Origin of the sequence: Rhizobium sp. CB3060 (assembly GCF_025200735.1) — a bacterium.
Taxonomy (GTDB): domain Bacteria; phylum Pseudomonadota; class Alphaproteobacteria; order Rhizobiales; family Rhizobiaceae; genus Rhizobium.
The window spans coordinates 1249201-1271200 of record NZ_CP104158.1 but is presented as its reverse complement, the minus strand read 5'-3'; the positions used below and the strand labels follow the sequence as shown (position 1 = coordinate 1271200).

The following is a 22000-nucleotide window of genomic DNA, read 5'->3' as shown; positions in this document are numbered from 1 at the left end:
CTAGCGCGCAATCAGACCTGCATGATTTCCTTTTCTTTGTCGGCTAGCAAGCGGTCGATGTCGGAAATCGTATCGTCCGTCATCTTCTGTACACGCTCGGACTGGGCACGGCTTTCATCCTGACCGATTACACCGTCCTTTTCGGCCTTTTTGAGACCGTCCATGCCATCGCGGCGGACATGGCGAATCGCCACCTTCGCCTTCTCGGCATATTCATGGGCGACCTTGACCAGAGAACGGCGGCGCTCCTCGTTGAGTTCCGGCAACGGAATACGCAGATTTTGGCCATCGACGATCGGGTTGAGGCCGAGATTGGATTCGCGGATCGAGCGCTCGACGGCGCCAACCATCGACTTGTCCCAAACGGAGACGGTCAGCATGCGCGGCTCGGGCACGGTGATGTTGGCAACTTGGTTCAGCGGCATGCGCGAACCATAGGCTTCAACTGTGACCGGATCGAGAATGTTGGCGGACGCGCGCCCGGTGCGCAGCGAGGCGATATCGCTCTTGAATGCCGCGATGGCGCCGTCCATGCGGCGCTTCAGTTCCTTGAGGTCGGTGCCTTCACTCATGTTTTTATACTCCCGTGTAATAGGCGGCGCCGGGAAGGCCCGGTGCCACAGGAACGTCAATTGTCGGATACGATGGTCTTACGACCGCCGCCGGTCAAGATTTCTGCGAAACCGCCCTTTTCATGAATGGAAAAGACGATGATCGGAATTGAATTTTCCCGTGCAAGCGCCACGGCGGCCACATCCATGACGGCGAGGCCCTTTTCCAGCACTTGGCTGTGGGTCAAATGTTCGAAACGCTCGGCGTCCGGGAACTTCTTCGGATCGGCGGAATAGATGCCATCGACCTGCGTTCCCTTGAAGATCGCTTCCGCACCCATTTCGGCGGCACGCAGCGCTGCGGCGGAATCGGTGGTGAAGAAGGGATTGCCGGTGCCGCCAGCAAAGATCACCACGCGGCCGAGCGACAGATGATAGAGCGTCGCACGCTGCGAGAAACTCTCGCAGATCTCCGGCATGGAAATGGCTGAGAGCACCACCGTATCGATGTCCAGCTTGCGCAGCGAGGTGGCCAGCGCCAGAGCGTTGATGACGGTGCCGAGCATGCCCATGTGGTCGCCGGTCACGCGGTCTCCGCCCTTGGAGGCCACGGCAACGCCACGGAAGATATTGCCGCCGCCGACGACGACGCCGACCTCGACACCCATTTCGCGCGCTGCGGCAATATCGGATGCAATGCGGTCAGCGACGGTAACGTCGATACCGAACCCCTGGCTGCCCATCAGAGCTTCGCCGGAGGCCTTGAGCAATACGCGCTTGTAGATCGGCTGGGACATTGTCGCTCCTTGAAGTGATCGCGGGGTAATAATTGTGAATGCCGGATACACGAAGGGCACCGCGTTGTCACGCGATGCCCACGGGTTTCCCCTGATATGGTTTCACCTATCTGGGATATGGTTTCGTTTCGTCAACAGACGAAATGAATTCGTTGATCAGCCCTTGGCGGCAGCGGCGACTTCGGCAGCGAAGTCGGTCTCTTCCTTCTCGACGCCTTCGCCGAGAAGCAGACGAGCCATGCCGGTGATTTCGATCGGCGCGCCGGCGGTCTTTTCAGCTTCCTTGAGGGCAGCGGCGACGGTCAGGTCCGGATTAATGACGAAAGCCTGCGACAGAAGAGCGACTTCTTCGAAGAACTTGCGCATGCGGCCTTCGACCATCTTTTCGATGATGTTGTCCGGCTTGCCGGAGGCGCGGGACTGCTCGATGAAGACGTTACGTTCGCGTTCGGCGACGGCAGCGTCAACTTCTTCCGGACGGATGGCGAGCGGGTTCGTAGCAGCAATGTGCATGGCAACCTGGCGGCCGATCGACGTCAGAACGGCCTTGTCACCGACCGACTTCAGGGCAACCAGAACGCCCAGCTTGCCGATACCGTCGCCAGCAGCGTTGTGAATGTAGGTCGCCACGACGCCGTGCTCAACTTCCAACTTGACCGCACGACGAAGCGCCATGTTTTCGCCGATGGTTGCAATCGCGTCCTTGATGGTGTCGGCGACCGGCTTACCGGAGGCGGGATAGGTCGCAGCCGAAACGGCTTCGACAGTACCGTTGGTGGACAGCGCAACTTCGGCGATGCCACGAGCAAGATCCTGGAAGGCATCGTTACGGGCAACGAAGTCGGTTTCAGAGTTGAGCTCGACCACGACGGCCTTGTGGCCGGCGCCGGCAATGGCGACCAAGCCTTCAGCGGCGGTGCGGCCGGACTTCTTGTCGGCCTTGGAGATGCCCTTGGCGCGCAGCCAGTCGATCGCGGCTTCGATATCCCCGTTCGTCTCGGTCAGCGCCTTCTTGCAGTCCATCATGCCTGCGCCAGACTTTTCGCGCAGTTCTTTCACCAGTGCAGCCGTAATCTCGGTCATAAGCTTCCTCTTGTCGGTTCATACGGTGCGGCAAACGGCTTTAAGCCGAAGCGGCACCGATTTGAGGGACGAAATGTACCCGTAAGTATGACAGCGTTATGAAGCAGCGTCATACTGTGGAATTCTGTTTGGAACATGCCTGGATTTTCCGCCCAGGCGAGGCGTTACCAAAAACGCGATAAGGCCGCTCGAACTCCTTGAAGTCGCAAACGGCCTTATCCCGGATATCAATACGCTCGGGCGGACAAGCTTTTGTCCGCCACAAGACGCGATCAGGCTTCGGTGCCGTCCGCCAGGGTCGGCTCGACAGGAGCTTCGACGGAAGCGCCGAGGTCGCGGCCGGATGCGCTCTGCTGGCGGGCGATGCCGTCGATGGCAGCGCGCGAGATCAGGTCGCAGTAGAGAGCGATGGCGCGCGAGGCGTCGTCGTTGCCCGGGATCGGATAGTCGATCAGGTCCGGATCGCAGTTCGAGTCGATGATGGCGACGACCGGAATGCCGAGGCGCTTGGCTTCGTCGATCGCGATCTTTTCTTTGTTGGTGTCGATGATGAACATCAGGTCCGGAGTGCCGCCCATATCGCGGATACCGCCGAGAGCTTTGTCCAGCTTTTCGCGCTCGCGCTCAAGGTTCAGACGTTCCTTCTTGGTGAAGCCCTGGGCTTCGCCGTTGAGGATTTCGTCGAGCTTGCGCAGACGCTGAATGGAATTCGAAATCGTCTTCCAGTTGGTCATCATGCCGCCGAGCCAGCGGGCGTTGACGTAGTACTGAGCCGAGCGCTTGGCGCTGTCGGCGATCAGTTCGGACGCCTGGCGCTTGGTGCCGACGAACAGGACGCGGCCGCCACGGGCAACGGTGTCGCTGACAACCTGCAGAGCGCGGCTCAGCAACGGAACCGTCTGGGCGAGGTCGATGATGTGGATGTTGTTACGATCGCCGAAGATGTACGGCTTCATCTTCGGGTTCCAGCGATGCGTCTGGTGGCCGAAGTGTACACCAGCTTCCAGAAGCTGACGCATAGAAAAATCAGGCAATGCCATGCCTTTGACTCCTTTTCCGGTTGAACCTCCGCAAGGCGAACAGCCTCCTCTTCGAGGAAGCCACCGGGCGGAACGATCCGGATTTCTCCCGGACAATCCCATGCCTTACGTGTGGAATGCGGCTGCCCATACATTCGATTTACCGAGAATGCAAGGCTTACGCAGAAAAAATGCGACAGACCCCTGCCCTCAGCTCGCGACCTTATTGAGCAGCGCCAGCATGACGTTGGCGTCCGGCATGGGCAAGACCGCGTCGATTTCATCCGGCAGCAGGCCCGCAATGGCGTCATGTGCATTTCCGGTTGCCGTGCCCAATGGCCCACGGAAACCGTGCTTGGTCCAGGCAAGTTCCTGCAGCTTCGGGCTTGTCAGCGCATCCATCAGCCGGTTGGCGGTCTCGTCGACGACGATCAGAGGATGCGAGGAATAGACGGTCGGATGCGGGTAGAGGACGACGGGCTTTGCCGTCGAGCTCGCTTGAACGCGCTTCCAGCGTTCGGGATCGGCGATGATCCATTCGACCAACTGATTCTCGTAGCCGACGATCATCGGTTCGCCACCAAGGCCGCCGGCCAGATATTGATCGAAAAGCTTGCCGGATGACGGCGACTTGAAGCCCATGTTGCGAAAGATCGTCTGTGCCTTGTCGCCGGACTGTGTGAGATCGGCGGCAGTCGCGACGTTGCCGGCAAATAGGCTCAGCACCAATCCGGCAAACATGAAGCCGGAATTGGAGCGATTCGGATCGGTCGAAACGATACGCGCCTGCCCGTAGAGCGAGGCGACCCCGAGCTTGGACCAGTGCGTTCCCGCAAGGACGGCATCGAGCAATGCCTTCAGATCAAGCTGATGCTGTCCCGCGGGTGTCACGGTAACCAGCCCGGATTTCATCAATCCGTCGACCACCGGCTGCCAGGTGTAGACAACCACCGGCGTATTCAGCACGACACGGTCGTTGCGGATCTTGATGCCGTTCTGCCGGGCGATATCGACCATGATCGAGGAGGATGGCCAGAGGAAAGCGGGGTTCTGCTGCAGAAGCGCCTGCTCGCGCACCATCTCGACGGAGCCGGCCACACGCGTATCTATATCCAGTCCGTAGCCCCGCAGAGCGCCGACGACATCCTCGTCAGCCAGAAACGCTTCCTTCTCTCCGCCGATGAAGCCGAAGAGTTTCGTGCGGTTGCCGAGTAGCCCTTGGAACTCCGGCCGGTCCTTCGCGGCAAAATAGCCGCCGGTGCCGGCGACGCCGGCAGCAAGAAGTCCCACTCCAAAGGCGCGGCGAGAAATGGCCATCAGCGTCCGATATCCTCTTTGAGCGAAGCCTGTATAAGGCGCAGCTCCGTGTCCAACGTGTCGAGCCTGTCGTCGACGAGGCTATCCGAATAATGCACGAAGGCGTCCTCAAGCTTGGTGAGCACCAGCTCCACATCCTGCAATCGCTTTTGGTCGGGCACGCGTTTGGCCTCGAGGGTGGCGAAACCCTCGGCGACTTCAGCCGCGCGCGGCAGATAGTAACTGAGGAACCGCCGTACGGTGCCGGCGCTTTCCGGGCTCGCCTCCACCTTGGCAAAGACATCTGCGGCGATTTCGGCCAGATGCCGCACGCGCTTTGCCGTCACCTTATTGGTAATGTGGTCCGCCGAGGCTTCCAGCCTCTGCGCCGCCGGTGCAGCCGCATTCAAGAGATCGCGCGCGAAATCGAGACGTCCCCTGCCGATGGCTTTGGCATCCAGACCTTCGAAAAGCCGGCGCGGCGACAGAGTGAAGACAAGACCTGCAAAGACGAGCAGACCGATGACGGCCGCGATCCACAATGGCATCTTCGCAAAGAAGCTCAAGACGGGAACGACGATCGCAGCGGCAAGCCCCGCCACGATCCAATTCCAGTCATTGCCGAACCAGTTACGCATTGCTGTCCTAGTTGTAACCACGCACAGCGCGGAACGCGCTGACGAGATCGCCGCGGCCATCGAATACACGCCCCGATGTCGCTTTGGTCAAGGCATCAAGCTGCGACTTGTCGGCGTCGCCAAAGGTGATGCCGAAGACCGGCACATGCGGGTTGGTTGCCGTCCACTCGCTCAGAAAATCGCGGCTTGCATCCTCGGACTTTCCATCGGTCATGATGACGATCGCCGGCAGATAGGACGACAGATTTGGGGTATCCTTCATGCGATCAAGCGCTCGGCTTGCGCAGGCGTACATATCGGTACCGCCATCGGCATGCTGCAGCGACACCTTCTCGACAAGGCTCTTCTGTTGCGCCGGGTCGCCCGTCGCCAAAAGGGTCGTCCGCACGCGGCTGTCGAAAGGAATGACCATGATGCGATCCGCCGGCGTCCATTGCGCCAGCACCTTGCCAGTTTCATTTGGATTGAACAGAAACTGCATGGCCGCCTGCAATTGCTGTTCGCCCTTGCCTCCCATCGAACCGGAGAAGTCGAGACAAAGAGCCGTCAGCGAAGGCTTACGCAAAGCGCCCTGGTAGAGATCGAGCGCCTGGCGAATCACAGCCGGCTCCGGCATGCGGATCGCCGTTACGAGCCGGGTCGGATCGAAATTCCAATTCGGGTCCGCTTTGGCGGCGACGTCTCCCAACGGAATGCGGCGGCCGGTATCGGCAATACGCTTCTGCACAGGCGCGGAACGCAGATAGGCAACGAGTTCGTTGAAGAAGGTCTCGACCTCAGGACCGCGTCCATGATCGATAAAGCCGATCGGTGAATCCGCAATCGCCACACCGTCGGCCGGATAGATCGCATAGAGCGGCTCCTTGCCCATGCCGACAAGCTTGTCGTTGGTCTCCTTCAGCACCGCTTCGTAATTCCACATGGCATCGTAGAGCACGCCCTTGCCAGCGGAGTCCGTGTAGAGGTCCGCGAGCCAGCCGGAGGACCCGGACGAGCGTTCGACCCCAGCAAGCAACGCCCTGACGGTGCCTTGGAGGTCGGGCTTGTCGAGATCGCCCGGCTCGATGACGGGTTTATTGCCAAGCGCGCTGGAGAGCATAGCCAAATAGGCGCTCGCGCCTGAATTGGACTGGGTTGCCGAGGTCATGAGAAACTTCAGCGAGCCGCTCTTCACTGCCGCCAATATGTCCTTCATAAAGACCGGCTTGCCGATCCAGCCGAGCGCCTGTGCCTTGGATTTGCGCACGCCGAGGATGACCGGTGTCTGCGCCACCGAGGTCAGGGACTTCCCCCGGCGTTTGGTGTCGAACATGTCAACCCAGACGCTCGATGCCGGCCAGACCGCGTCCTGCTCGACACCCTCATTGCTTTGCAGCGCAAGGCCGATATCCAGCGTGCCTTCGTAGGTGAAGCTGCAGGTCGCGCTCTTCTGCTTGCAGAATTCTTCGACGATCGGCTGGATAACGGTGTTTTCCGAGCCGGAGACGATCGAGAACTTCGGTCCTGCGCCGGAATTGCAGCCCGTCAGGGCTAGAGCTGCCGTCAGCGCCAGGCCGGTGAGGAGTGTGCGGATCATCATGCCGCTCATCGCGCCTCGATCATCGCTTTCTTGAGATCGATGGTCATTTTCTCCATCTGCTGCTCAGCCTGAGCGCGCTTCCTGCGGCCTTCTTCCTGCACCTTCAGGACACCGTTGATCGTATCGATCAGGTCACGGTTGGCGGCAGCGAGCGTATCGATATCGACGATACCGCGCTGCGACTGCTGTTCGATGGCAATCGCCTGGTCCTTCATCATCTCGGACGCCTGTCGGATCATGTCGTTGGTGGCGTCGGTCACGGTCTTCTGCAGCTCAAGCGCTGATTTCTGCCTCGACAGCCCAAGCAGGATCACCATCTTCTGCTTCCAGGCCGGCACCGTCAGCGCCGACGTCGCCTGCAGGTTCTCGATCAGCGTCTCGTCACCGGCCTGCACGATGCGGATCTGCGGCAATTGCTGAATGCCGAGCTGGCGCGCCTGCTGCAGGTAGAACACCCGCTTCTCCAATCGGTCGAGGGCCTGCAAGCTGTCCTGATAGGTCTGAGCCTCCAGCATACCGCCGCCGGGATTGGCAGCCGCGGCCTCGGCGGCACTTTTCAACTTCGGCAGTTCGACACTGCGAAAACGCTCTGCGAAAGTCTTGCCAGCCTGCACATAGGCGTCGAGCTGCAGGATGGACTGCTTCGTCTCCTCGTGAAGATCGTCGAGAAGTGCGATGTCGCGGCGCAGCGTATCCTTATGCCGGTCGAGCTCGAGGCCAATGCGGTCGATCTGGCCGGCCACATCCTCGAATTCCTCCTTGAAGCGCTCCAGGCGGGCCTTGAACGACGAGAATATTTTGGAAAGAAAGCCCTCATCCTTCAGCGATGCCGGGTCGAGCTTCTTCGACTTGATGATGATATCGGTCAGCAACTTGCCAACTTCGCCGAGATCCCGATTGCGGACCTCGCGGAGAATCCGGTCAGAATAGTCGGAGACAGACTGCTGGGCGCGGTCGCCATAAACAGAAATGCCGGCGCGGTCGGTCAGATCGATGGTGTCGCCGATGCGGGCGATTTCCGCCGGATCGGCGGCAACGACCGGCAAAGTGGTACTTGCGGTCGGGGCGAGATCAGTATTGGCCATAGCTCGTGCTTTCTCGTCTATCAACACGGACCTGGACTACGGAACATCTGCCGATCATTCTTCAATAACCGGCTCGGCCCGCATGGCCCGCTACAATTTCAGATCGGCACTGCGGAACTGAGACTCACTCAAGGGCGTGCCGAATGCTTCCCAGAATAGTGAAGCTTCGGACACAGTTTTATGACGAAGATTTGCCTTGTGGCCTGCGCCTCGCAAAGCCTATTGGCAGGCCTTGGTGTCGAGCACTTCAAGCTTGGAGAGCTTGCCGGTCAGAACGAAATCACCATAGTCCATGGTGAGGTCGCGGGTGATGCCGTTTTCATAGAGCTTGAACGACATGCGATAGACCGGAATGGCGTCGCCCTTGGATTTGTCGTTGAAATAGGCGACGGTAACCGGCCAGAACGGCGTTTTGGCGAAGATGCCGGCCTTTTCGGCATCGGGGTCATCGGTTGCAGGAGTCGCCTGCTTACCGACGACGGTTGTTGCGATCAACGACTTATCCCCATCATCGGAGCCGTCGAAAACCTCGGCCTCGAAGAAATTCCTGCCCAGCTTGGCATTATGGATGATGTCGAGCATATGCTCTGTCGGAAAGCGGCTCTGGATGAGTTCGATCTGCTTCGCTTTTGGCTGGGTCAGATCGACCTTAATCCCCTTCTGATCGTCGGCCGCCGCGCCGCGCACGTCCTTGTCGAGTTGATCGTCCGTATAGGATTTGGTCTCGAAGCGGAAAGTGCGCTTGACGAGATCCTCGAATGTGGTCGTCTGCTGGTCGCTGACGCGCGTTGAATCACCCGTGTCGATCTGTGTGACGAAACGGAAATTGGTAGTGAAACCGGTGCAATCGGAGCCGTCGAACTCATAGACCATACGGCCGAACATGCCGGCGATGCCCGATCGGTCTGATGCGTCCTTCAGTTCGAGATCGTAGACGGCGCGATGCGCGATCAACCCAGTCGGACCCGCCGCGGCGGCGGACACGCCCAGAGACGCGACGCCTAAACTCGAAACGATAACGGCGGCAAGACTCGAGCGGAACATTCATTATCTCCTGTTGGACTCGCACGCGATGCTATAAGAACGCTTCGGCTAGAGTGAGGCGGCCCGTCATCAATTCGTCATCTCGCTCTGCCTTTTGATTTGGCGTTATCTCGTCCAAGATCGCCTCGCGCCCGGCAAAGGGAATCTAAGCTTGATGCCGGATTTTTGAAGATTTTACAACAAAACGGGAGATGAAAATGTCCGACGCTATCGAGAGCCGTCTGAAGGAGCTTGGCATCGTCCTGCCTCAGGCCGCTGCGCCGGCCGCAAACTATGTACCCTATGTCATCAGCGGCAATCTTCTTTATTTGTCCGGGCAGTTGCCGATGGAAAACGGCAAGCTCGGCGTCACCGGCCTTCTCGGCAAGGATGTCGACGTTGCCGGCGGCCAACGCGCTGCCGAGCTTTGCGCCATCAATATCCTCGCCCAGGCGAAGGCGGCCTTGGATGGCGATCTCGGCCGCATCAAGCGCATCATCAAGCTGAACGGTTTCGTCGCTTCGGTACCCGAATTCGTCGAACAACATCTTGTGATCAACGGCGCGTCCAATCTTCTGGCAAATGTACTTGGCGACGCTGGCAAGCATGCGCGCGCCGCGGTCGGCATGGCGGCGCTGCCGCTGAACGCCGCCGTCGAGATCGATGCCATCATGGAAATCGCATAATGAGCAAGATTGCCTGGCTTACCGAACGTCCTGTCGCCCATCGCGGCTATCACGACATGAACAAGCAGGTTTGGGAAAACACGCTGTCGGCCTTTGGCCGGGCAATCGAGGCGGATTTTTCCATTGAATGCGATCTGCACTATGCAGCCGACGGCGTTCCGGTCGTCTTTCATGACGACGACCTGCAGCGCGTCTGCAATCTCCCCGGCCAGCTTCGCGACCGTACCTCTGCCGAACTCGGCCTGCTTTCGGTCGGCGGCACCAACGACAAGATCCCGACGCTGAAACAGCTCCTCAGGCTCTGCGACGGCAAGGTGCCTTTGGTGCTGGAGCTTAAGGGCCGCGAAGGCGACGATGAGGGCTTTGCGGAATCCGTGCTGGAGGTGCTGGAAGGCTACAAGGGTCATGTCGCGCTGATGAGCTTCGACCATTGGCTGCTCAAGGATCTGAAGGCGCTCAACGCACCCTACCCTGTCGGCCTGACGGCGGATGGAAACGAGCCCGAGACATTTTTTAAGCATGACGAAGCCATGCAGCTTGGGCTAGACTTCATCTCATATTTCTATGGCCACCTGCCGAACCCCTTCATCACGGCGCAGCGCCAGCGCGGCATCCCGGTCATCACCTGGACCGTGCGCGACGAAGCGGCCCGTAAACACACATTCGCCAACGCAGACCAAATGACCTTCGAAGGGTTCGACCCAAGGGAGAGCCCTGCCCTTTCTTCGTAACAGACGAATTTGATGACAGACGAATTATCCATTCGAGTCGAGCGTTCCTTCAAAAACATTGCTCCGGAGGGCTGGTCCAAGCTCGCCGGGGCATCGAGAGCGGGTACGGTGCTGCCGTATAATCCGTTTGTCTCGCATGCTTTTCTGTCCTCACTGGAGGAGTCAGGCTCCGCCACTGATAAAACCGGCTGGCTCGGCAATCACCTGCTGCTCGAAACCGATAGCGGCGAGTTGATCGGCGCCGTGCCCGGCTACCTCAAGAATCACAGCCAGGGTGAATATGTCTTCGATCACGGCTGGGCTGATGCCTTTGAGCGCGCGGGCGGTCGTTATTACCCGAAGCTGCAGTGCTCCATTCCCTTCACGCCGGCAACCGGTCCGCGCCTGCTTGTTGCCGAGGGGCAGGATCGCACTGTGATCCAGCCGGCACTCGCCGAAAGCCTGAAGGAGGTAACCCGGCAGCTTGGCGTTTCCTCCGCCCACATTACCTTCCTGCCGGAAGAAGAGATTTCCGTCTTCGAAGGCGATGGCTATCTGCATCGTACCGACCAGCAGTTCCACTTCATCAACGATGGCTATGCCGATCACGACGCCTTCCTGGAAACGCTGGCGTCGCGCAAGCGCAAGGCGCTGAAAAAGGAGCGTCGCACCGCCCTTGAAGGCGGCATCAGCATCGAGTGGCTGACCGGCAGCGATCTCACCGAGCGGATCTGGGACCAGTTCTTCACTTTCTATATGGATACCGGCAGCCGCAAATGGGGCCGGCCCTATCTCACCCGCAAGTTCTACTCGCTGATCGGCGAGCGGATGGCCGACGATATCCTGCTGGTGATGGCCAAACGCGAGGGCCGCTATATCGCCGGGGCGATCAATTTCATCGGCGGCGAAACGCTCTATGGGCGGCATTGGGGCTGCATCGAAGATCATCCCTTCCTGCACTTTGAAGTCTGCTATCATCAGGCGATCGATTTCGCGCTGGCTAAGGGGCTGAAGCGCGTCGAAGCCGGCGCACAGGGCGAACACAAGCTCGCCCGCGGCTATCTGCCGGTCATTACGCATTCGGCGCATTATATCGGCCATCAGGGCTTGCGCCGCGCGGTTGCCGACTATCTCAAGCACGAGCGCGAGCAAGTGGAGGAGATGAGTGAAATTCTGGCCGAGCACAGCCCCTTCCGCAAAGGCGAGCGGCAAGATATCTAGCTGCTCTGGACAATTGTAATCGGAAGACGAGGAGACCCTGGATGACCAGCCCCGCCTATGACGCCAACAATATTTTCGCGAAGATCCTGAAAGACGAGATCCCGTCCTATCGTGTCTACGAGGATGAACACACGGTCGCCTTTATGGATGTCATGCCACAGGCGCCCGGCCATACGCTGGTGCTGCCGAAGTCCCCTTCGCGCAATCTTCTCGACGCCGATCCGAGCACCCTGCCTCATCTGATAACCACGGTCCAGAAAGTCGCCATCGCGATTCAGGAGGCTTTCGATGCGGATGGCGTCTATATCGCCCAGTTCAACGAGCCGGCCGCCGGTCAGACGGTGTTCCACCTGCATTTCCACATCATCCCGCGCCATGAGGGCATCGCCCTGAAGCCGCATTCGGGCAAAATGGAAGATGGTGCGGTTCTAGCGGAGAATGCCAAGAAGATCATCGAACTCCTGCACTGATCGAAAGGCGCCGATCTTCTTAAATCTTTTTATGAGATATAGTTTATAAACATATGAAAATGGCTGCATTGTCGCCAATGCAGCCATTCTATTTTTTCGGTCGACCAATCGCCGGTTACTTGCGCGGCACCTTCGGCACCGTGCTGCCCTTGCGCAACGACTTGTTATCCGACTCGCCATCGCTGGCAGAGGACGGCGTCTTCGGCGAGCGGCGAGCGTCGGAAGCGCTGCCAGCCTTGCCGACGCGGCTTCTGGTCTTGACGGTGTCTCCGTCATCCTCTTCCACATCGACCACGGAGTCGACCACTTCGGCTTCCGGCTTCGGCCGGATCGGCGCGGTATCTGCGATGGAGTCGAGCAGGATGCCGGTCGTACCGTCTTCCTTCTTACCGACGGTGACCTTGACGACGCCGCCCTTCTTCAGCTTGCCGAAGAGGATTTCGTTCGCCAGCGGCTTCTTGATGTGTTCCTGGATGACGCGTGCCAGCGGGCGGGCACCCATCTTGTCGTCGTAACCCTTCTCGGACAGCCAGGCGATCGCGTCCTCGTGCAGATCGAAGGTAACGTTCCGTTCGGAAAGCTGAGCCTCGAGCTGCATGATGAACTTCTGCACGACCTTGTGGATGACCGTGGTCGGCAGCGCTGCAAACGGAATGGTCGCATCCAGACGGTTGCGGAATTCCGGGGTGAAGAGCCGGTTGAGAGCCTCTTCATCCTCGCCCGTACGCTTGGACGAACCGAAACCGATGGCGGACTTGGCCATTTCCGATGCGCCCGCATTGGTCGTCATGATCAGGATGACGTTGCGGAAGTCGATCTTCTTGCCATTGTGGTCGGTCAGCGCGCCATGGTCCATGACCTGCAGCAGGATATTGAAAATATCCGGATGCGCCTTCTCGATTTCGTCGAGCAGGACGACGCTGTGAGGATGCTGGTCGACGCCGTCGGTCAGCAGACCACCCTGATCAAAGCCGACATAGCCGGGAGGTGCGCCGAGCAGACGGGAAACCGTGTGACGCTCCATATATTCCGACATGTCGAAGCGCAGCAGCTCGACGCCGAGCGAGGAAGCAAGCTGCTTGGCGACTTCCGTCTTGCCGACACCGGTGGGGCCAGAGAAGACGTAGCAGCCGATCGGCTTGTTCGGTTCGCGCAAGCCGGCACGGGCGAGCTTGATCGAGGTCGAAAGCGCTTCGATTGCCGTATCCTGACCGTAGACGACCGAACGCAGTTCCTGCTCGAGGTTGGCGAGAACCATCTCGTCATCCTTTGAAACCGTCTTCGGCGGAATGCGGGCCATGGTCGCGATCGTCGCTTCGATCTCCTTTTCGGTGATCAGCTTGCGGCGCTTCGACGGCGGCAGCAGCATTTGCGCAGCACCCGTTTCGTCGATCACGTCGATCGCCTTGTCCGGCAGCTTGCGGTCGGAGATATAGCGAGCCGACAGCTCGACCGCCGTCTTGATGGCGTCGTTCGAGTAGCGAAGGTGATGATACTCTTCGAAATAGGGCTTCAGGCCCTTCATGATTTCGATAGCATCCTCAATGGTCGGCTCGTTGACGTCGATCTTCTGGAAGCGGCGGACGAGTGCCCGGTCCTTTTCGAAGAACTGACGGTATTCCTTATAGGTGGTCGAACCGATGCAGCGGATCGCACCGGAAGACAGGGCCGGCTTCAGCAGGTTCGATGCATCCATAGCGCCGCCGGAGGTAGCACCGGCGCCGATGACGGTATGGATCTCATCGATGAACAGCACGGCGCCCGGATATTCTTCCAGCTCCTTGACCACCTGCTTCAGGCGCTCTTCGAAGTCACCGCGATAGCGGGTACCGGCAAGCAACGTGCCCATGTCGAGCGAGAAGATGGTGGCGTCGGCCAAAGCTTCGGGCACCTTGCCCTCGACAATCCGCTTGGCAAGACCTTCGGCGATGGCGGTCTTGCCGACGCCGGGGTCGCCGACGTAGAGCGGGTTGTTCTTCGAACGGCGGCACAGCACCTGGATGGTGCGGCTGACTTCGGAGTTGCGGCCGATCAGCGGGTCGATCTTGCCGCTTTTCGCCTTCTCGTTGAGATTGACGCAATAGGCCTTCAGAGCATCCTGCTGCTTCTTGTTGTTACCTTCCTCCTGCTCGCCGCGGGAGGTCGGCTTGCTTTCGGATTCGGTATCCTCGGCGCCGCGCGGTGTCCGGGTCTGGGAGGACCCCGGCCGCTTGCCGATGCCGTGGGAGATGTAGTTGACCGCATCGTAGCGGGTCATTTCCTGCTCCTGCAGGAAGAAGGCCGCATGGCTTTCCCGTTCCGCAAAGATCGCGACGAGAACGTTGGCACCCGTTACTTCCTCGCGGCCCGAGGATTGAACATGGATGACGGCGCGCTGGATGACGCGCTGGAAACCGGACGTCGGCTTCGAATCCTCGTCATAACCGGTGATCAAATTTGAAAGTTCATTATCGACGTATTCAGTCAGCGTCTTACGGAGCGCGTCGAGATCAACATTGCACGCGCCCATGACAGCCGCGGCATCGGCGTCGTCCACCAAAGCCAAAAGCAGATGTTCCAGCGTGGCATATTCGTGATGCCGCTCGTTCGCGTAGGTCAGTGCCTGATGCAGCGCCTTCTCAAGACTAGGCGAAAATGTTGGCACGTTCAGATCCTCACTTCTTTTCCATAACACATTGCAGCGGATGCTGGTGCTGCCGGGCAAAATCCATCACCTGGCTCACCTTCGTTTCAGCTACTTCATATGTATATATCCCGCATTCGCCGACGCCGTGATTGTGGACATGAAGCATGATGCGGGTGGCACTCTCTCGATCCTTTTGGAAGAAACGCTCCAGGATATGGATCACAAATTCCATGGGCGTGTAGTCGTCGTTCAGAAGCAGCACGCGGTACAGGTTGGGTTTCTTGGTTTTGGGCTTGGTGCGCGTGATCACCGAGGTCCCGCGATTTCCGTTGTCCCCGTTCCTTTCGCTGTCGTTTTGCATCCGGATCGGCTCAGCGATCATTTCATTCATTCCTCAAATCATCCGGCAGAAGCTATCGCATTCCGACTTGGCAAACTGGATTGGGTAACTGACTCTGTCGGGCCGGATATCCGAACCCCTAACTTAGTTCATATTGGTGCGATTTTAAGCCCCCTACCGGACACTGCAATCAGAATTCGTTGCCAAAGTGGGTCATGATCAAAAAAGTCGCGGCGACGATCGGGCCAAGATCGGAAATCGGCAACGCAAAAGACCGGCCGCGGGTTGCGCAGCCGGTCTTTCGTAAATTCACTGTGCTTAAGCGAGGTGCTTATGCAGCAGGTGCAACCGAAGCGGGGGTTTTGCCGGCAGCCTTGGTGGCGGCGGCAACCGGAGCTTCGTACGGCTTGTACACGGTCTTGGCGAGATCGGCGTACATTTCGCCCAGCTTGGTCGCTTCGGCAACGAAGTTTTCATAGGAAGACTTTACGAAGCCGGTCTGCAGTTCGAAAGCAGCCTCGAAGCTCTTGACGCCGGCCAGCGTTTCGAAATGCGCAACGCCGTCCTGGAAGGACTTCTTGGAGTATTCGGCGGCTTCAGCAGCAATCGCCTGGAAACCCTTGGTGACATCGGAATAGCTCTTCAGCGCCGTGTCCATGGCTTCCTTGCCCTTCTTGTTCGCTTCATCGAAATTGAACATACTTCTCCGTCCCTTTGTTGGTTTGGCCGACGGCCGGGTTACGGGAAAAAATCTAAATGCGACGCACAAATAGTCAAGTAGTCTTGTGCGGCGCAATATCGACTCAAGATTGCATTTCCAATGACAAAGCAATGACCGTAGGAGCGCGTGGAAGGCATCCTTCTGTTTTTGCTAATATATATCAAACGAGCTACAACTTAAGGCTTAGGCAGAAATATTCGATTTCGATGAAAAAAAGAATTTCGGCAGGCAATCGACTAAATTCGATCGCAAATGAGTAGCGTTTAGCCTACTGCAGGGTTTTTTTCAAAAAAAGAACCGCATTTCAGTGAAATGCGGTTCTCTGATACCAGCTTTGTTGGAAACCGCGGGATCGACCAGAGGTCGAGCGCGCCAAACGGCCACGCTGTCGATTAGAGATCGACGTCCAGGATGGCCATGGAAAAATTGTAGGAACGGTCGCCGTCTTCGTCGTCGATGTAGACAACGCCCAAGAACTCTTCGCCAAGATAGACTTCTGCGGAATCGTTCTTGCGCGGGCGGGCTTTGACCACCATCTGCGGATTGAACGTGCGTTTGAAGTAGGTGTCGAGCTTCTTGATTTCGTCAGGCTTCACAATTCATCTCCGTGAGGATTCTCAGCTTGGCCGCTTCTTGCATAGGAAAAGCGGCGGTGTAAAGACCGGAAGCGCGCCTTCAGCCTTTGCCGGCAGCGCAAAACCCTGACATTCAGGTGGGATTTCCGTTAGATTCCGGCACCCATGATTTGGTCGACCTGCTCGGCTAGGAGTTGATCCATAGAGCGGGATGGCTCCGAACAGCCGGCTTCACCGACCACCTTGGCCGGCACGCCGGCCACCGTCGTCTTCGGCGGCACTTCCTTCAGCACCACCGAGCCGGCAGCGATGCGTGAGCAATGGCCGATCTGGATATTGCCGAGGATCTTGGCGCCGGCGCCGATCAGCACTCCATGAGCGATCTTCGGATGACGGTCGCTGCCTTCCTTGCCGGTGCCACCGAGAGTGACGCCGTGCAGGATCGAGACGTTATCGCCGATAACGGCCGTTTCGCCGACCACCAGGCCGGTCGCATGATCAAGGAAGATGCCCTTGCCGATGCGCGCAGCCGGGTTGATATCGGTCTGGAAAACGCTGGAGGAGCGGCTCTGCAGATAGAGCGCAAAATCCCGGCGACCGCGATTGAGCAGCCAATGGGCCAGACGATGCGTCTGCAGGGCGTGGAAGCCCTTGAAATAGAGGACCGGCTCCATGAAGCGCAGGCAAGCCGGATCGCGGTCGTAGACGGCCTGAATATCGACGCGCAGGATCGAGCCCCATTCCGGCCAATCGGCCAGCATTTCCTCAAAGGTCTGGCGCAGCAGGATGCCCTGCATGTCCGGATGGTCGAGACGTTCGCAGATGCGATAGATGACGCATTCTTCAAGCGACCGGTGATTGATGATCGTGGAATAGAGGAAGGCGGCCAGAAGCGGATCCCGCTCGGCGGCCGCGCGTGCTTCCTCGCGCACGCTGCCCCAGATGGGATCGACGACCTTTACCGGCCCCACGCCTTCAACCTGGCGAATGTCCGTTGCTGCGACCATTGACGGTCTCCTGATTTCCTGTCGGTGAAACATTATATAGAGTAAAACTCCGGCAACATAAATGGGTTCGGCGCGCATGAGTTTTGAGCATGATTTTGCTGGCGGTTTCCTGCGCGCTACGTGCAGCGACGCCATTGGCACTCTCACCATCGATAATCCCGACCGCAAGAACGCCCTCACTGCGGCGATGTGGCGCGCCATACCCCAGGCCATTCGCCTTTTGACCGACAAGGCACATGCGCATGTGATCGTCATCCGCGGCGCGGCGCAGGATTTTTCGACCGGCGCCGATATCAGCGAATTCGACAGCCTGCGCAAGGATGCCGAAACTGCTGTCGCCTACGAGGCGCTGAACAGCGCCGCCTTCACCGCGATCCGCCATTGCCGAGTACCGACGATCGCGGCGATCCGCGGCATCTGTTACGGCGGCGGCTTTGGCATTGCCGCCGCCTGCGATCTGCGTGTCGCCGAGGAAGGCGCGCGTTTCTCGGTGCCAGCCGTGCGCCTCGGCATCGCCTACCCTGCGGACGCGGTGCAAGACATCGTCAACGCGCTCGGACCGCAGATGGCCAAGGTCACGCTTTTCACCGGCGCACCGATGTCGGCCGGCAAGATGGTCGCGGCCGGCTTTCTGTTGGAAGAGATCGCAGTCGACGCATTCGACGGCGAAGTTTCGGCTCTCGCCCGCGCGATTGCCGCCAATGCGCCGATCGCACTGCATGCCTCGAAGCTCGCGGTTCGTGCCGTGCTCGAACAGGATAGCGACCTGCTGCGCGAGGCGGAGGTGATCGGTGCCGAGACCTTCGACAGCGCCGACTATGCCGAGGGCCGCGCAGCCTTTGCCGCGCGGCGAAAACCGCATTTCACCGGGAAGTGACTTAATCCATCAATTCGCCAGGCGTTGGTAGAATTCCAGGACAGCCTGTTTGAATACCTTGTCGCCGACGGCGAGCATGTGGTCCCGGTTCGGGATATCCAGCGCCTCGGCATGCGGCATCAGCGCCGCGAGTTCCTGCGGCGAACCGGCAATGTCATCTTTGGTGCCGACGCCGATTAGGGTCGGCGCCTTAATCTTTGCCGCATCTTCCTTGGCGACCAGATCACGCGAGCCTCTGATACAGGCGGCAAGCGCCTCACGGTCGCTCTTGTTCTGATCGGCGAAGGCGCGGAACATGCGGCCGCGCAGATGCGTGACATCGTCAACCGATGGCGCCAATAGCGCATCGGCGATCGGATCCCAATCACCGACACCATCGATCATGCCGATGCCCAACCCGCCGAATACGAGCGAGCGGACACGATCGGGATGGGCCATCGCCAGGAAAGCCGAGATGCGCGCGCCCATGGAATATCCCATGATATGGGCCTGCGGGATGCCGAGATGATCGAGCAGCGCAACCGCGTCTTCCGCCATGACCCAAGGACGATAGGCCTCGGCATCATAGGCTTTGTCGCTCAAGCCGTGGCCCCTGTTGTCGATGGCGATGACGCGGTAACCAGCCTCGCCCAGCGATTTCAGCCAGCCCGGATTGACCCAATTGGCAATCGCGGTCGAGGCAAAACCATGAATCAACAAGACCGGCGCGCCATTCGGATCGCCCTCGTCGAAATAGGCCAGCTTGAGCCCGTCATTGGTGAAATAGGAAAAGGCAGGACTATTCAAATTCATGGCAAGATCTTCGTGAACATCGTCTCTTTGCTGCGGACCTTATTTTATCGACAATATCAGGTGAACCCCGCGCTTGCGAAAATCTGTGCGCCGAGCCGGACTTTCGCACTACACAATCGGCGAGAAGGATTATAAAGAGGGGCAATCAAGTCTGGCGCAACATTCATGCCATCTAGGCAAGACGCATTCGGAGATCATCATGGCCGGCCACAATATTCCCCACTTCCAGAACGACGGCGGACACCGCGTTATCGAGATCGGCGTGAAGGAATTCATGTGCACCGGCGCCTCGGTCCCCTACGACCATCCGCATATCTTCATCGACATGGGCGATGAAAGCGAGAAGGTCTGCTCCTACTGCTCGACGCTCTATCGCTACAATCCGTCGCTGAAAGCGGACGAAACCAATCCGGCCGGCTGCGTCTTCCACTTCAAGGCCGCTTGATATCCCGAGAGCGGATCGGACATAGCTGAATGCCGATCAAGACCGCCGCGATCATCGGTGCCGGAATAGCCGGCCTTACCGCGGCGCTGGCGCTGGCGAGGCACGGCATTCGTGCCGCTATTTTCGAACAGGCCGAAGCACTGACCGAGGTCGGCGCCGGCCTGCAAATTTCTCCCAATGCATCCCGCATCCTCGACACGCTCGGCGTGCTCGATACTCTCCAGCCTGTCTGGCTGGAACCGACGGAAGTGCGGCTGGTCTCCGGCTCATCCTTGCGGCTGATCGCATCCGTACCCTGCGGCACCTTCGCCAGGAAGCGCTGGGGCTCTCCCTATGGCGCCGTTCATCGCGCGACGCTGCAAAAGGCGCTTCTCGATGCGGTGACAGCCAATCCGCTTTGCACGCTGCATCTCGGCCACGATATCGATAGGATAGACGAAAACGGATTGAACGAGATCGGTGGCATGGACGTGGATCTGATCGTCGGTGCCGATGGCGTCTGGTCGAAGACGCGCGCATTGGTGCCCGGTGGCCCTTCGCCGCATTTCTCCGGTAATATCGCCTGGCGTTTCATCATCCCCGAGGCATCCGCCCCAAGCGTACTCGACAGATCGAGCGTGACGGCGTTTCTCGGTCCTTCGGCACACCTCGTCTGCTATCCGATCAAGGAACATGCCGCCTTCAATATCGTGGCGAACATCTCCGGAAGCACTTCGGGCCATGATTGGAGCGCCGCCGGCACCAAGGCGCAACGCGAGCATCTTCTGCAGCGCTTCTCAGGCTGGAACGATGCCATCACGGCAATGCTCGAACGCCAGGAGCAAGCCACCTTTTGGCCGCTCTACGAAGCGAGCGTCGGCCGCTGGCACAATGGCAAGGATGTCATATTAATCGGCGATGCGGCGCATGCGATGATGCCCTTTGCGGCCCAAGGTGCCGCCATGGCAATCGAGGATGCCTTCGAACTTGCCGGCATGGTGGCCTCACGCCCCCTCGCCGAAGCGCTCGATCTTTTCGAAAAGCACCGTATGCCGCGCATTGCGCGCCTGCGCCAGCGCGCCGCCTTCAACCAATTTGCCTATCATGCTCGCGGACCGGTGCGACTAGCCCGTGATTTTGTTCTCTCCATGCGTCCGCCGCAAAGTCTCGCGGCGGACCTGGATTGGATCTACGGCTATCGCGCTATCGGCTGATCAGGCCTCTTTCGCTGCAGCGAGACCCTTTTCGATATCGGCCTTGATATCGGCGACATCCTCAAGACCGATCTGCAGGCGCAGGACCGGCCCTTCCGGCGGCGCCTTGCTAATGCGCCGGTCGTTGAGATTGACGTGCAGTGCGAGGCTCTCGAAGCCGCCCCAGGAATAACCCAGACCGAAAATCCGCAGCGCGTCGAGGAAGGCGTGCGCCTTGGCCCTGAATTTCTCCGGACGGTCGACGGCCAACACAAAGGAGAAGATGCCGCTCGATCCCTTGAAGTCGCGCTTCCAAAGTTCATGACTTGGGAAGCTTGGCAATGCCGGATGCAGCACGCGCGCGATGTCCTCGCGGCTCTCGAGCCACTGCGCTATGGCGAGCGCGCTTTCCTGATGCCGTTCCAGGCGCACGCCCATGGTGCGCAGGCCCCGCAGCACTTGATAGGCATCGTCCGGCGCGCCGCAGATGCCGAGCTGGATATTGGCTTCCCTCAACTGGTCCCAATGGGCCGCATTGGCGGATACCGTTCCCAGCAGAATATCGGAGTGCCCAGCCGGATATTTCGTTGCCGCATGAATGGAGATATCGACCCCATGATCCAGCGGCTTGAAATAAAGGGGCGTTGCCCAGGTATTGTCCATGGTGACGACGCAGCCATGGCGATGAGCGACGGCCGAGATCGCGGGAATATCCTGCATTTCAAAGGTATTGGAGCCCGGCGCTTCGGTGTGCACCAGCCTGGTGTTCGGCTTGATCAGTTGCTCGATGCCGGCGCCGACCAACGGGTCGTAATATTGGACCTCGACGCCGAGACGCTTCAGCATGGTATCGCAGAAGATACGCGTCGGCCCATAAACCGAATCGACGATCAGGGCGTGGTCGCCTGCGGAGAGAAAGCCAAGGAAAGGCACGGTGATCGCCGCAAGCCCGGAGGGCACCAGGATCGTTCCCGCTGATCCCTCCAGCGCATCGATAGCGTCGCAAAGCGCATCGGTCGTCGGCGTGCCGCGCGTGCCATAGGTATATTTCTGATCGCGCGTCTCCATGGTTCGCGCATTCGGAAACAGTACCGTCGAGGCATGCACGACCGGCGGATTGACGAAACCATGGAAATCGGAGGGCGAATTGCCGATGTGGGACAAACGCGTGTTGATGCCGGCGTTTTGCAGCAATGTGTCTTTGTCTTTCATGTCTGGGTATGCCTTTGGCGCTGTGGGGACTTCGATTAGTGGCTGCCAAGCCCGGCGGGGTCAACCCCGAGCGAT

23 protein-coding genes are annotated in these 22000 nt (G+C 59.1%); 7 read left to right on the top strand and 16 right to left on the bottom strand.

Annotated elements, in window-relative coordinates; translation table 11 throughout:
* Nucleotides 1-11: 11 nt before the first annotated feature.
* From frr to N2601_RS06270, 9 genes are all read right to left on the bottom strand, one after another.
* Nucleotides 12-572, bottom strand: coding sequence for a ribosome recycling factor (gene frr / locus N2601_RS06310; protein ID WP_028755025.1), 561 nt, complete (start codon nucleotides 570-572; stop codon nucleotides 12-14).
* Nucleotides 573-628: 56 nt separating this feature from the next.
* On the bottom strand, nucleotides 629-1348 hold the full coding sequence (gene pyrH, locus N2601_RS06305; RefSeq protein WP_104822980.1) for a UMP kinase: 720 nt from the start codon (nucleotides 1346-1348) through the stop codon (nucleotides 629-631).
* A gap of 156 nt (nucleotides 1349-1504) precedes the next feature.
* Nucleotides 1505-2431, bottom strand: coding sequence for a translation elongation factor Ts (gene tsf / locus N2601_RS06300; protein WP_104822979.1), 927 nt, complete (start codon nucleotides 2429-2431; stop codon nucleotides 1505-1507).
* A gap of 272 nt (nucleotides 2432-2703) precedes the next feature.
* Entirely contained in the window at nucleotides 2704-3471 is a 768-nt protein-coding gene (rpsB, locus tag N2601_RS06295) for a 30S ribosomal protein S2 (protein ID WP_028755022.1), read from the bottom strand.
* A gap of 189 nt (nucleotides 3472-3660) precedes the next feature.
* Nucleotides 3661-4767: a substrate-binding domain-containing protein gene (locus tag N2601_RS06290; protein WP_260303855.1), complete on the bottom strand. Its 1107-nt coding sequence runs from the start codon at nucleotides 4765-4767 to the stop codon at nucleotides 3661-3663.
* Nucleotides 4767-5384, bottom strand: coding sequence for a 5-bromo-4-chloroindolyl phosphate hydrolysis family protein (locus tag N2601_RS06285; protein ID WP_104822976.1), 618 nt, complete (start codon nucleotides 5382-5384; stop codon nucleotides 4767-4769). The genes N2601_RS06290 and N2601_RS06285 overlap by 1 nt, the downstream gene beginning before the upstream one ends.
* Before the next feature lie 7 nt (nucleotides 5385-5391).
* Complete coding sequence (locus tag N2601_RS06280; protein ID WP_260303971.1) at nucleotides 5392-6963, bottom strand: VWA domain-containing protein; 1572 nt, start codon at nucleotides 6961-6963, stop codon at nucleotides 5392-5394.
* Between the two features lie 5 nt (nucleotides 6964-6968).
* Nucleotides 6969-8048: a toxic anion resistance protein gene (locus N2601_RS06275; RefSeq protein WP_104822975.1), complete on the bottom strand. Its 1080-nt coding sequence runs from the start codon at nucleotides 8046-8048 to the stop codon at nucleotides 6969-6971.
* Between the two features lie 219 nt (nucleotides 8049-8267).
* Nucleotides 8268-9092, bottom strand: coding sequence for a cell envelope integrity EipB family protein (locus tag N2601_RS06270; protein WP_104822974.1), 825 nt, complete (start codon nucleotides 9090-9092; stop codon nucleotides 8268-8270).
* Nucleotides 9093-9289: 197 nt separating this feature from the next.
* Between N2601_RS06270 and N2601_RS06265 the strand changes: the two genes are divergently transcribed.
* The 4 genes from N2601_RS06265 to N2601_RS06250 are packed head-to-tail and all read left to right on the top strand — an operon-like array spanning nucleotide 9290 to nucleotide 12158.
* On the top strand, nucleotides 9290-9757 hold the full coding sequence (locus N2601_RS06265; RefSeq protein ID WP_104822973.1) for a RidA family protein: 468 nt from the start codon (nucleotides 9290-9292) through the stop codon (nucleotides 9755-9757).
* The gene (locus N2601_RS06260; RefSeq protein WP_104822972.1) at nucleotides 9757-10488 is read left to right on the top strand and encodes a glycerophosphodiester phosphodiesterase; all 732 of its coding nucleotides are present in this window, start codon (nucleotides 9757-9759) and stop codon (nucleotides 10486-10488) included. The genes N2601_RS06265 and N2601_RS06260 overlap by 1 nt, the downstream gene beginning before the upstream one ends.
* A 12-nt stretch (nucleotides 10489-10500) precedes the next feature.
* Nucleotides 10501-11688 (top strand): GNAT family N-acetyltransferase, encoded by a 1188-nt coding sequence (locus N2601_RS06255; protein ID WP_104822971.1) that lies wholly within the window; start codon nucleotides 10501-10503, stop codon nucleotides 11686-11688.
* 41 nt (nucleotides 11689-11729) lie between these two features.
* Nucleotides 11730-12158 carry an HIT family protein gene (locus tag N2601_RS06250; protein ID WP_104822970.1) on the top strand — a complete coding sequence of 143 codons (429 nt, stop codon included), beginning with the start codon at nucleotides 11730-11732 and terminating at the stop codon, nucleotides 12156-12158.
* 115 nt (nucleotides 12159-12273) lie between these two features.
* Here the strand turns inward: N2601_RS06250 and clpA are convergent, their stop codons facing one another.
* From clpA to cysE, 5 genes are all read right to left on the bottom strand, one after another.
* Nucleotides 12274-14802, bottom strand: a complete 2529-nt coding sequence (gene clpA / locus N2601_RS06245) for an ATP-dependent Clp protease ATP-binding subunit ClpA (RefSeq protein ID WP_104822969.1) — start codon at nucleotides 14800-14802, stop codon at nucleotides 12274-12276.
* A 10-nt stretch (nucleotides 14803-14812) separates the two neighbouring features.
* Entirely contained in the window at nucleotides 14813-15166 is a 354-nt protein-coding gene (gene clpS / locus N2601_RS06240; RefSeq protein ID WP_028755011.1) for an ATP-dependent Clp protease adapter ClpS, read from the bottom strand.
* A 289-nt stretch (nucleotides 15167-15455) separates the two neighbouring features.
* Entirely contained in the window at nucleotides 15456-15824 is a 369-nt protein-coding gene (locus N2601_RS06235) for a phasin family protein (protein ID WP_104822968.1), read from the bottom strand.
* A 413-nt stretch (nucleotides 15825-16237) separates the two neighbouring features.
* Nucleotides 16238-16441 (bottom strand): DUF3126 family protein, encoded by a 204-nt coding sequence (locus N2601_RS06230; RefSeq protein WP_104822967.1) that lies wholly within the window; start codon nucleotides 16439-16441, stop codon nucleotides 16238-16240.
* Nucleotides 16442-16569: 128 nt separating this feature from the next.
* Entirely contained in the window at nucleotides 16570-17427 is an 858-nt protein-coding gene (gene cysE, locus N2601_RS06225) for a serine O-acetyltransferase (protein WP_104822966.1), read from the bottom strand.
* Nucleotides 17428-17503: 76 nt separating this feature from the next.
* Between cysE and N2601_RS06220 the strand changes: the two genes are divergently transcribed.
* A complete protein-coding gene (locus N2601_RS06220; RefSeq protein WP_104825084.1) occupies nucleotides 17504-18304 on the top strand; it encodes an enoyl-CoA hydratase-related protein in 801 nt (266 codons plus the stop codon).
* Nucleotides 18305-18313: 9 nt separating this feature from the next.
* Here N2601_RS06220 and N2601_RS06215 read toward each other — a convergent pair whose 3' ends face one another.
* Nucleotides 18314-19096 carry an alpha/beta fold hydrolase gene (locus N2601_RS06215; protein ID WP_104822965.1) on the bottom strand — a complete coding sequence of 261 codons (783 nt, stop codon included), beginning with the start codon at nucleotides 19094-19096 and terminating at the stop codon, nucleotides 18314-18316.
* Nucleotides 19097-19295: 199 nt separating this feature from the next.
* Here N2601_RS06215 and N2601_RS06210 point away from each other — a divergent pair, with 199 nt between their 5' ends.
* A complete protein-coding gene (locus N2601_RS06210; RefSeq protein ID WP_028755005.1) occupies nucleotides 19296-19541 on the top strand; it encodes a zinc-finger domain-containing protein in 246 nt (81 codons plus the stop codon).
* 29 nt (nucleotides 19542-19570) lie between these two features.
* On the top strand, nucleotides 19571-20734 hold the full coding sequence (locus N2601_RS06205; protein ID WP_104822964.1) for an FAD-dependent monooxygenase: 1164 nt from the start codon (nucleotides 19571-19573) through the stop codon (nucleotides 20732-20734).
* On the opposite strand, the gene N2601_RS06200 is transcribed toward N2601_RS06205, so the two are convergent.
* Nucleotides 20735-21925, bottom strand: a complete 1191-nt coding sequence (locus N2601_RS06200; protein WP_104822963.1) for a cystathionine beta-lyase — start codon at nucleotides 21923-21925, stop codon at nucleotides 20735-20737.
* Between the last annotated feature and the right edge of the window lie 75 nt (nucleotides 21926-22000).

What these genes read in the sequence shown, in the direction of transcription:
- N2601_RS06270 (WP_104822974.1), bottom strand. Translation starts at nt 9,092, where the DNA reads ATGTTCCGCTCGAGTCTTGCCGCCGTTATCGTTTCGAGTTTAGGCGTC.
- N2601_RS06255 (WP_104822971.1), top strand. Translation starts at nt 10,501, where the DNA reads ATGACAGACGAATTATCCATTCGAGTCGAGCGTTCCTTCAAAAACATT.
- N2601_RS06260 (WP_104822972.1), top strand. Translation starts at nt 9,757, where the DNA reads ATGAGCAAGATTGCCTGGCTTACCGAACGTCCTGTCGCCCATCGCGGC.
- frr (WP_028755025.1), bottom strand. Translation starts at nt 572, where the DNA reads ATGAGTGAAGGCACCGACCTCAAGGAACTGAAGCGCCGCATGGACGGC.
- N2601_RS06205 (WP_104822964.1), top strand. Translation starts at nt 19,571, where the DNA reads ATGCCGATCAAGACCGCCGCGATCATCGGTGCCGGAATAGCCGGCCTT.
- tsf (WP_104822979.1), bottom strand. Translation starts at nt 2,431, where the DNA reads ATGACCGAGATTACGGCTGCACTGGTGAAAGAACTGCGCGAAAAGTCT.
- N2601_RS06265 (WP_104822973.1), top strand. Translation starts at nt 9,290, where the DNA reads ATGTCCGACGCTATCGAGAGCCGTCTGAAGGAGCTTGGCATCGTCCTG.
- cysE (WP_104822966.1), bottom strand. Translation starts at nt 17,427, where the DNA reads ATGGTCGCAGCAACGGACATTCGCCAGGTTGAAGGCGTGGGGCCGGTA.
- N2601_RS06220 (WP_104825084.1), top strand. Translation starts at nt 17,504, where the DNA reads ATGAGTTTTGAGCATGATTTTGCTGGCGGTTTCCTGCGCGCTACGTGC.
- N2601_RS06285 (WP_104822976.1), bottom strand. Translation starts at nt 5,384, where the DNA reads ATGCGTAACTGGTTCGGCAATGACTGGAATTGGATCGTGGCGGGGCTT.
- pyrH (WP_104822980.1), bottom strand. Translation starts at nt 1,348, where the DNA reads ATGTCCCAGCCGATCTACAAGCGCGTATTGCTCAAGGCCTCCGGCGAA.
- N2601_RS06280 (WP_260303971.1), bottom strand. Translation starts at nt 6,963, where the DNA reads ATGATGATCCGCACACTCCTCACCGGCCTGGCGCTGACGGCAGCTCTA.
- rpsB (WP_028755022.1), bottom strand. Translation starts at nt 3,471, where the DNA reads ATGGCATTGCCTGATTTTTCTATGCGTCAGCTTCTGGAAGCTGGTGTA.
- N2601_RS06235 (WP_104822968.1), bottom strand. Translation starts at nt 15,824, where the DNA reads ATGTTCAATTTCGATGAAGCGAACAAGAAGGGCAAGGAAGCCATGGAC.
- N2601_RS06215 (WP_104822965.1), bottom strand. Translation starts at nt 19,096, where the DNA reads ATGAATTTGAATAGTCCTGCCTTTTCCTATTTCACCAATGACGGGCTC.
- N2601_RS06210 (WP_028755005.1), top strand. Translation starts at nt 19,296, where the DNA reads ATGGCCGGCCACAATATTCCCCACTTCCAGAACGACGGCGGACACCGC.
- clpS (WP_028755011.1), bottom strand. Translation starts at nt 15,166, where the DNA reads ATGATCGCTGAGCCGATCCGGATGCAAAACGACAGCGAAAGGAACGGG.
- N2601_RS06200 (WP_104822963.1), bottom strand. Translation starts at nt 21,925, where the DNA reads ATGAAAGACAAAGACACATTGCTGCAAAACGCCGGCATCAACACGCGT.
- N2601_RS06275 (WP_104822975.1), bottom strand. Translation starts at nt 8,048, where the DNA reads ATGGCCAATACTGATCTCGCCCCGACCGCAAGTACCACTTTGCCGGTC.
- N2601_RS06250 (WP_104822970.1), top strand. Translation starts at nt 11,730, where the DNA reads ATGACCAGCCCCGCCTATGACGCCAACAATATTTTCGCGAAGATCCTG.
- N2601_RS06290 (WP_260303855.1), bottom strand. Translation starts at nt 4,767, where the DNA reads ATGGCCATTTCTCGCCGCGCCTTTGGAGTGGGACTTCTTGCTGCCGGC.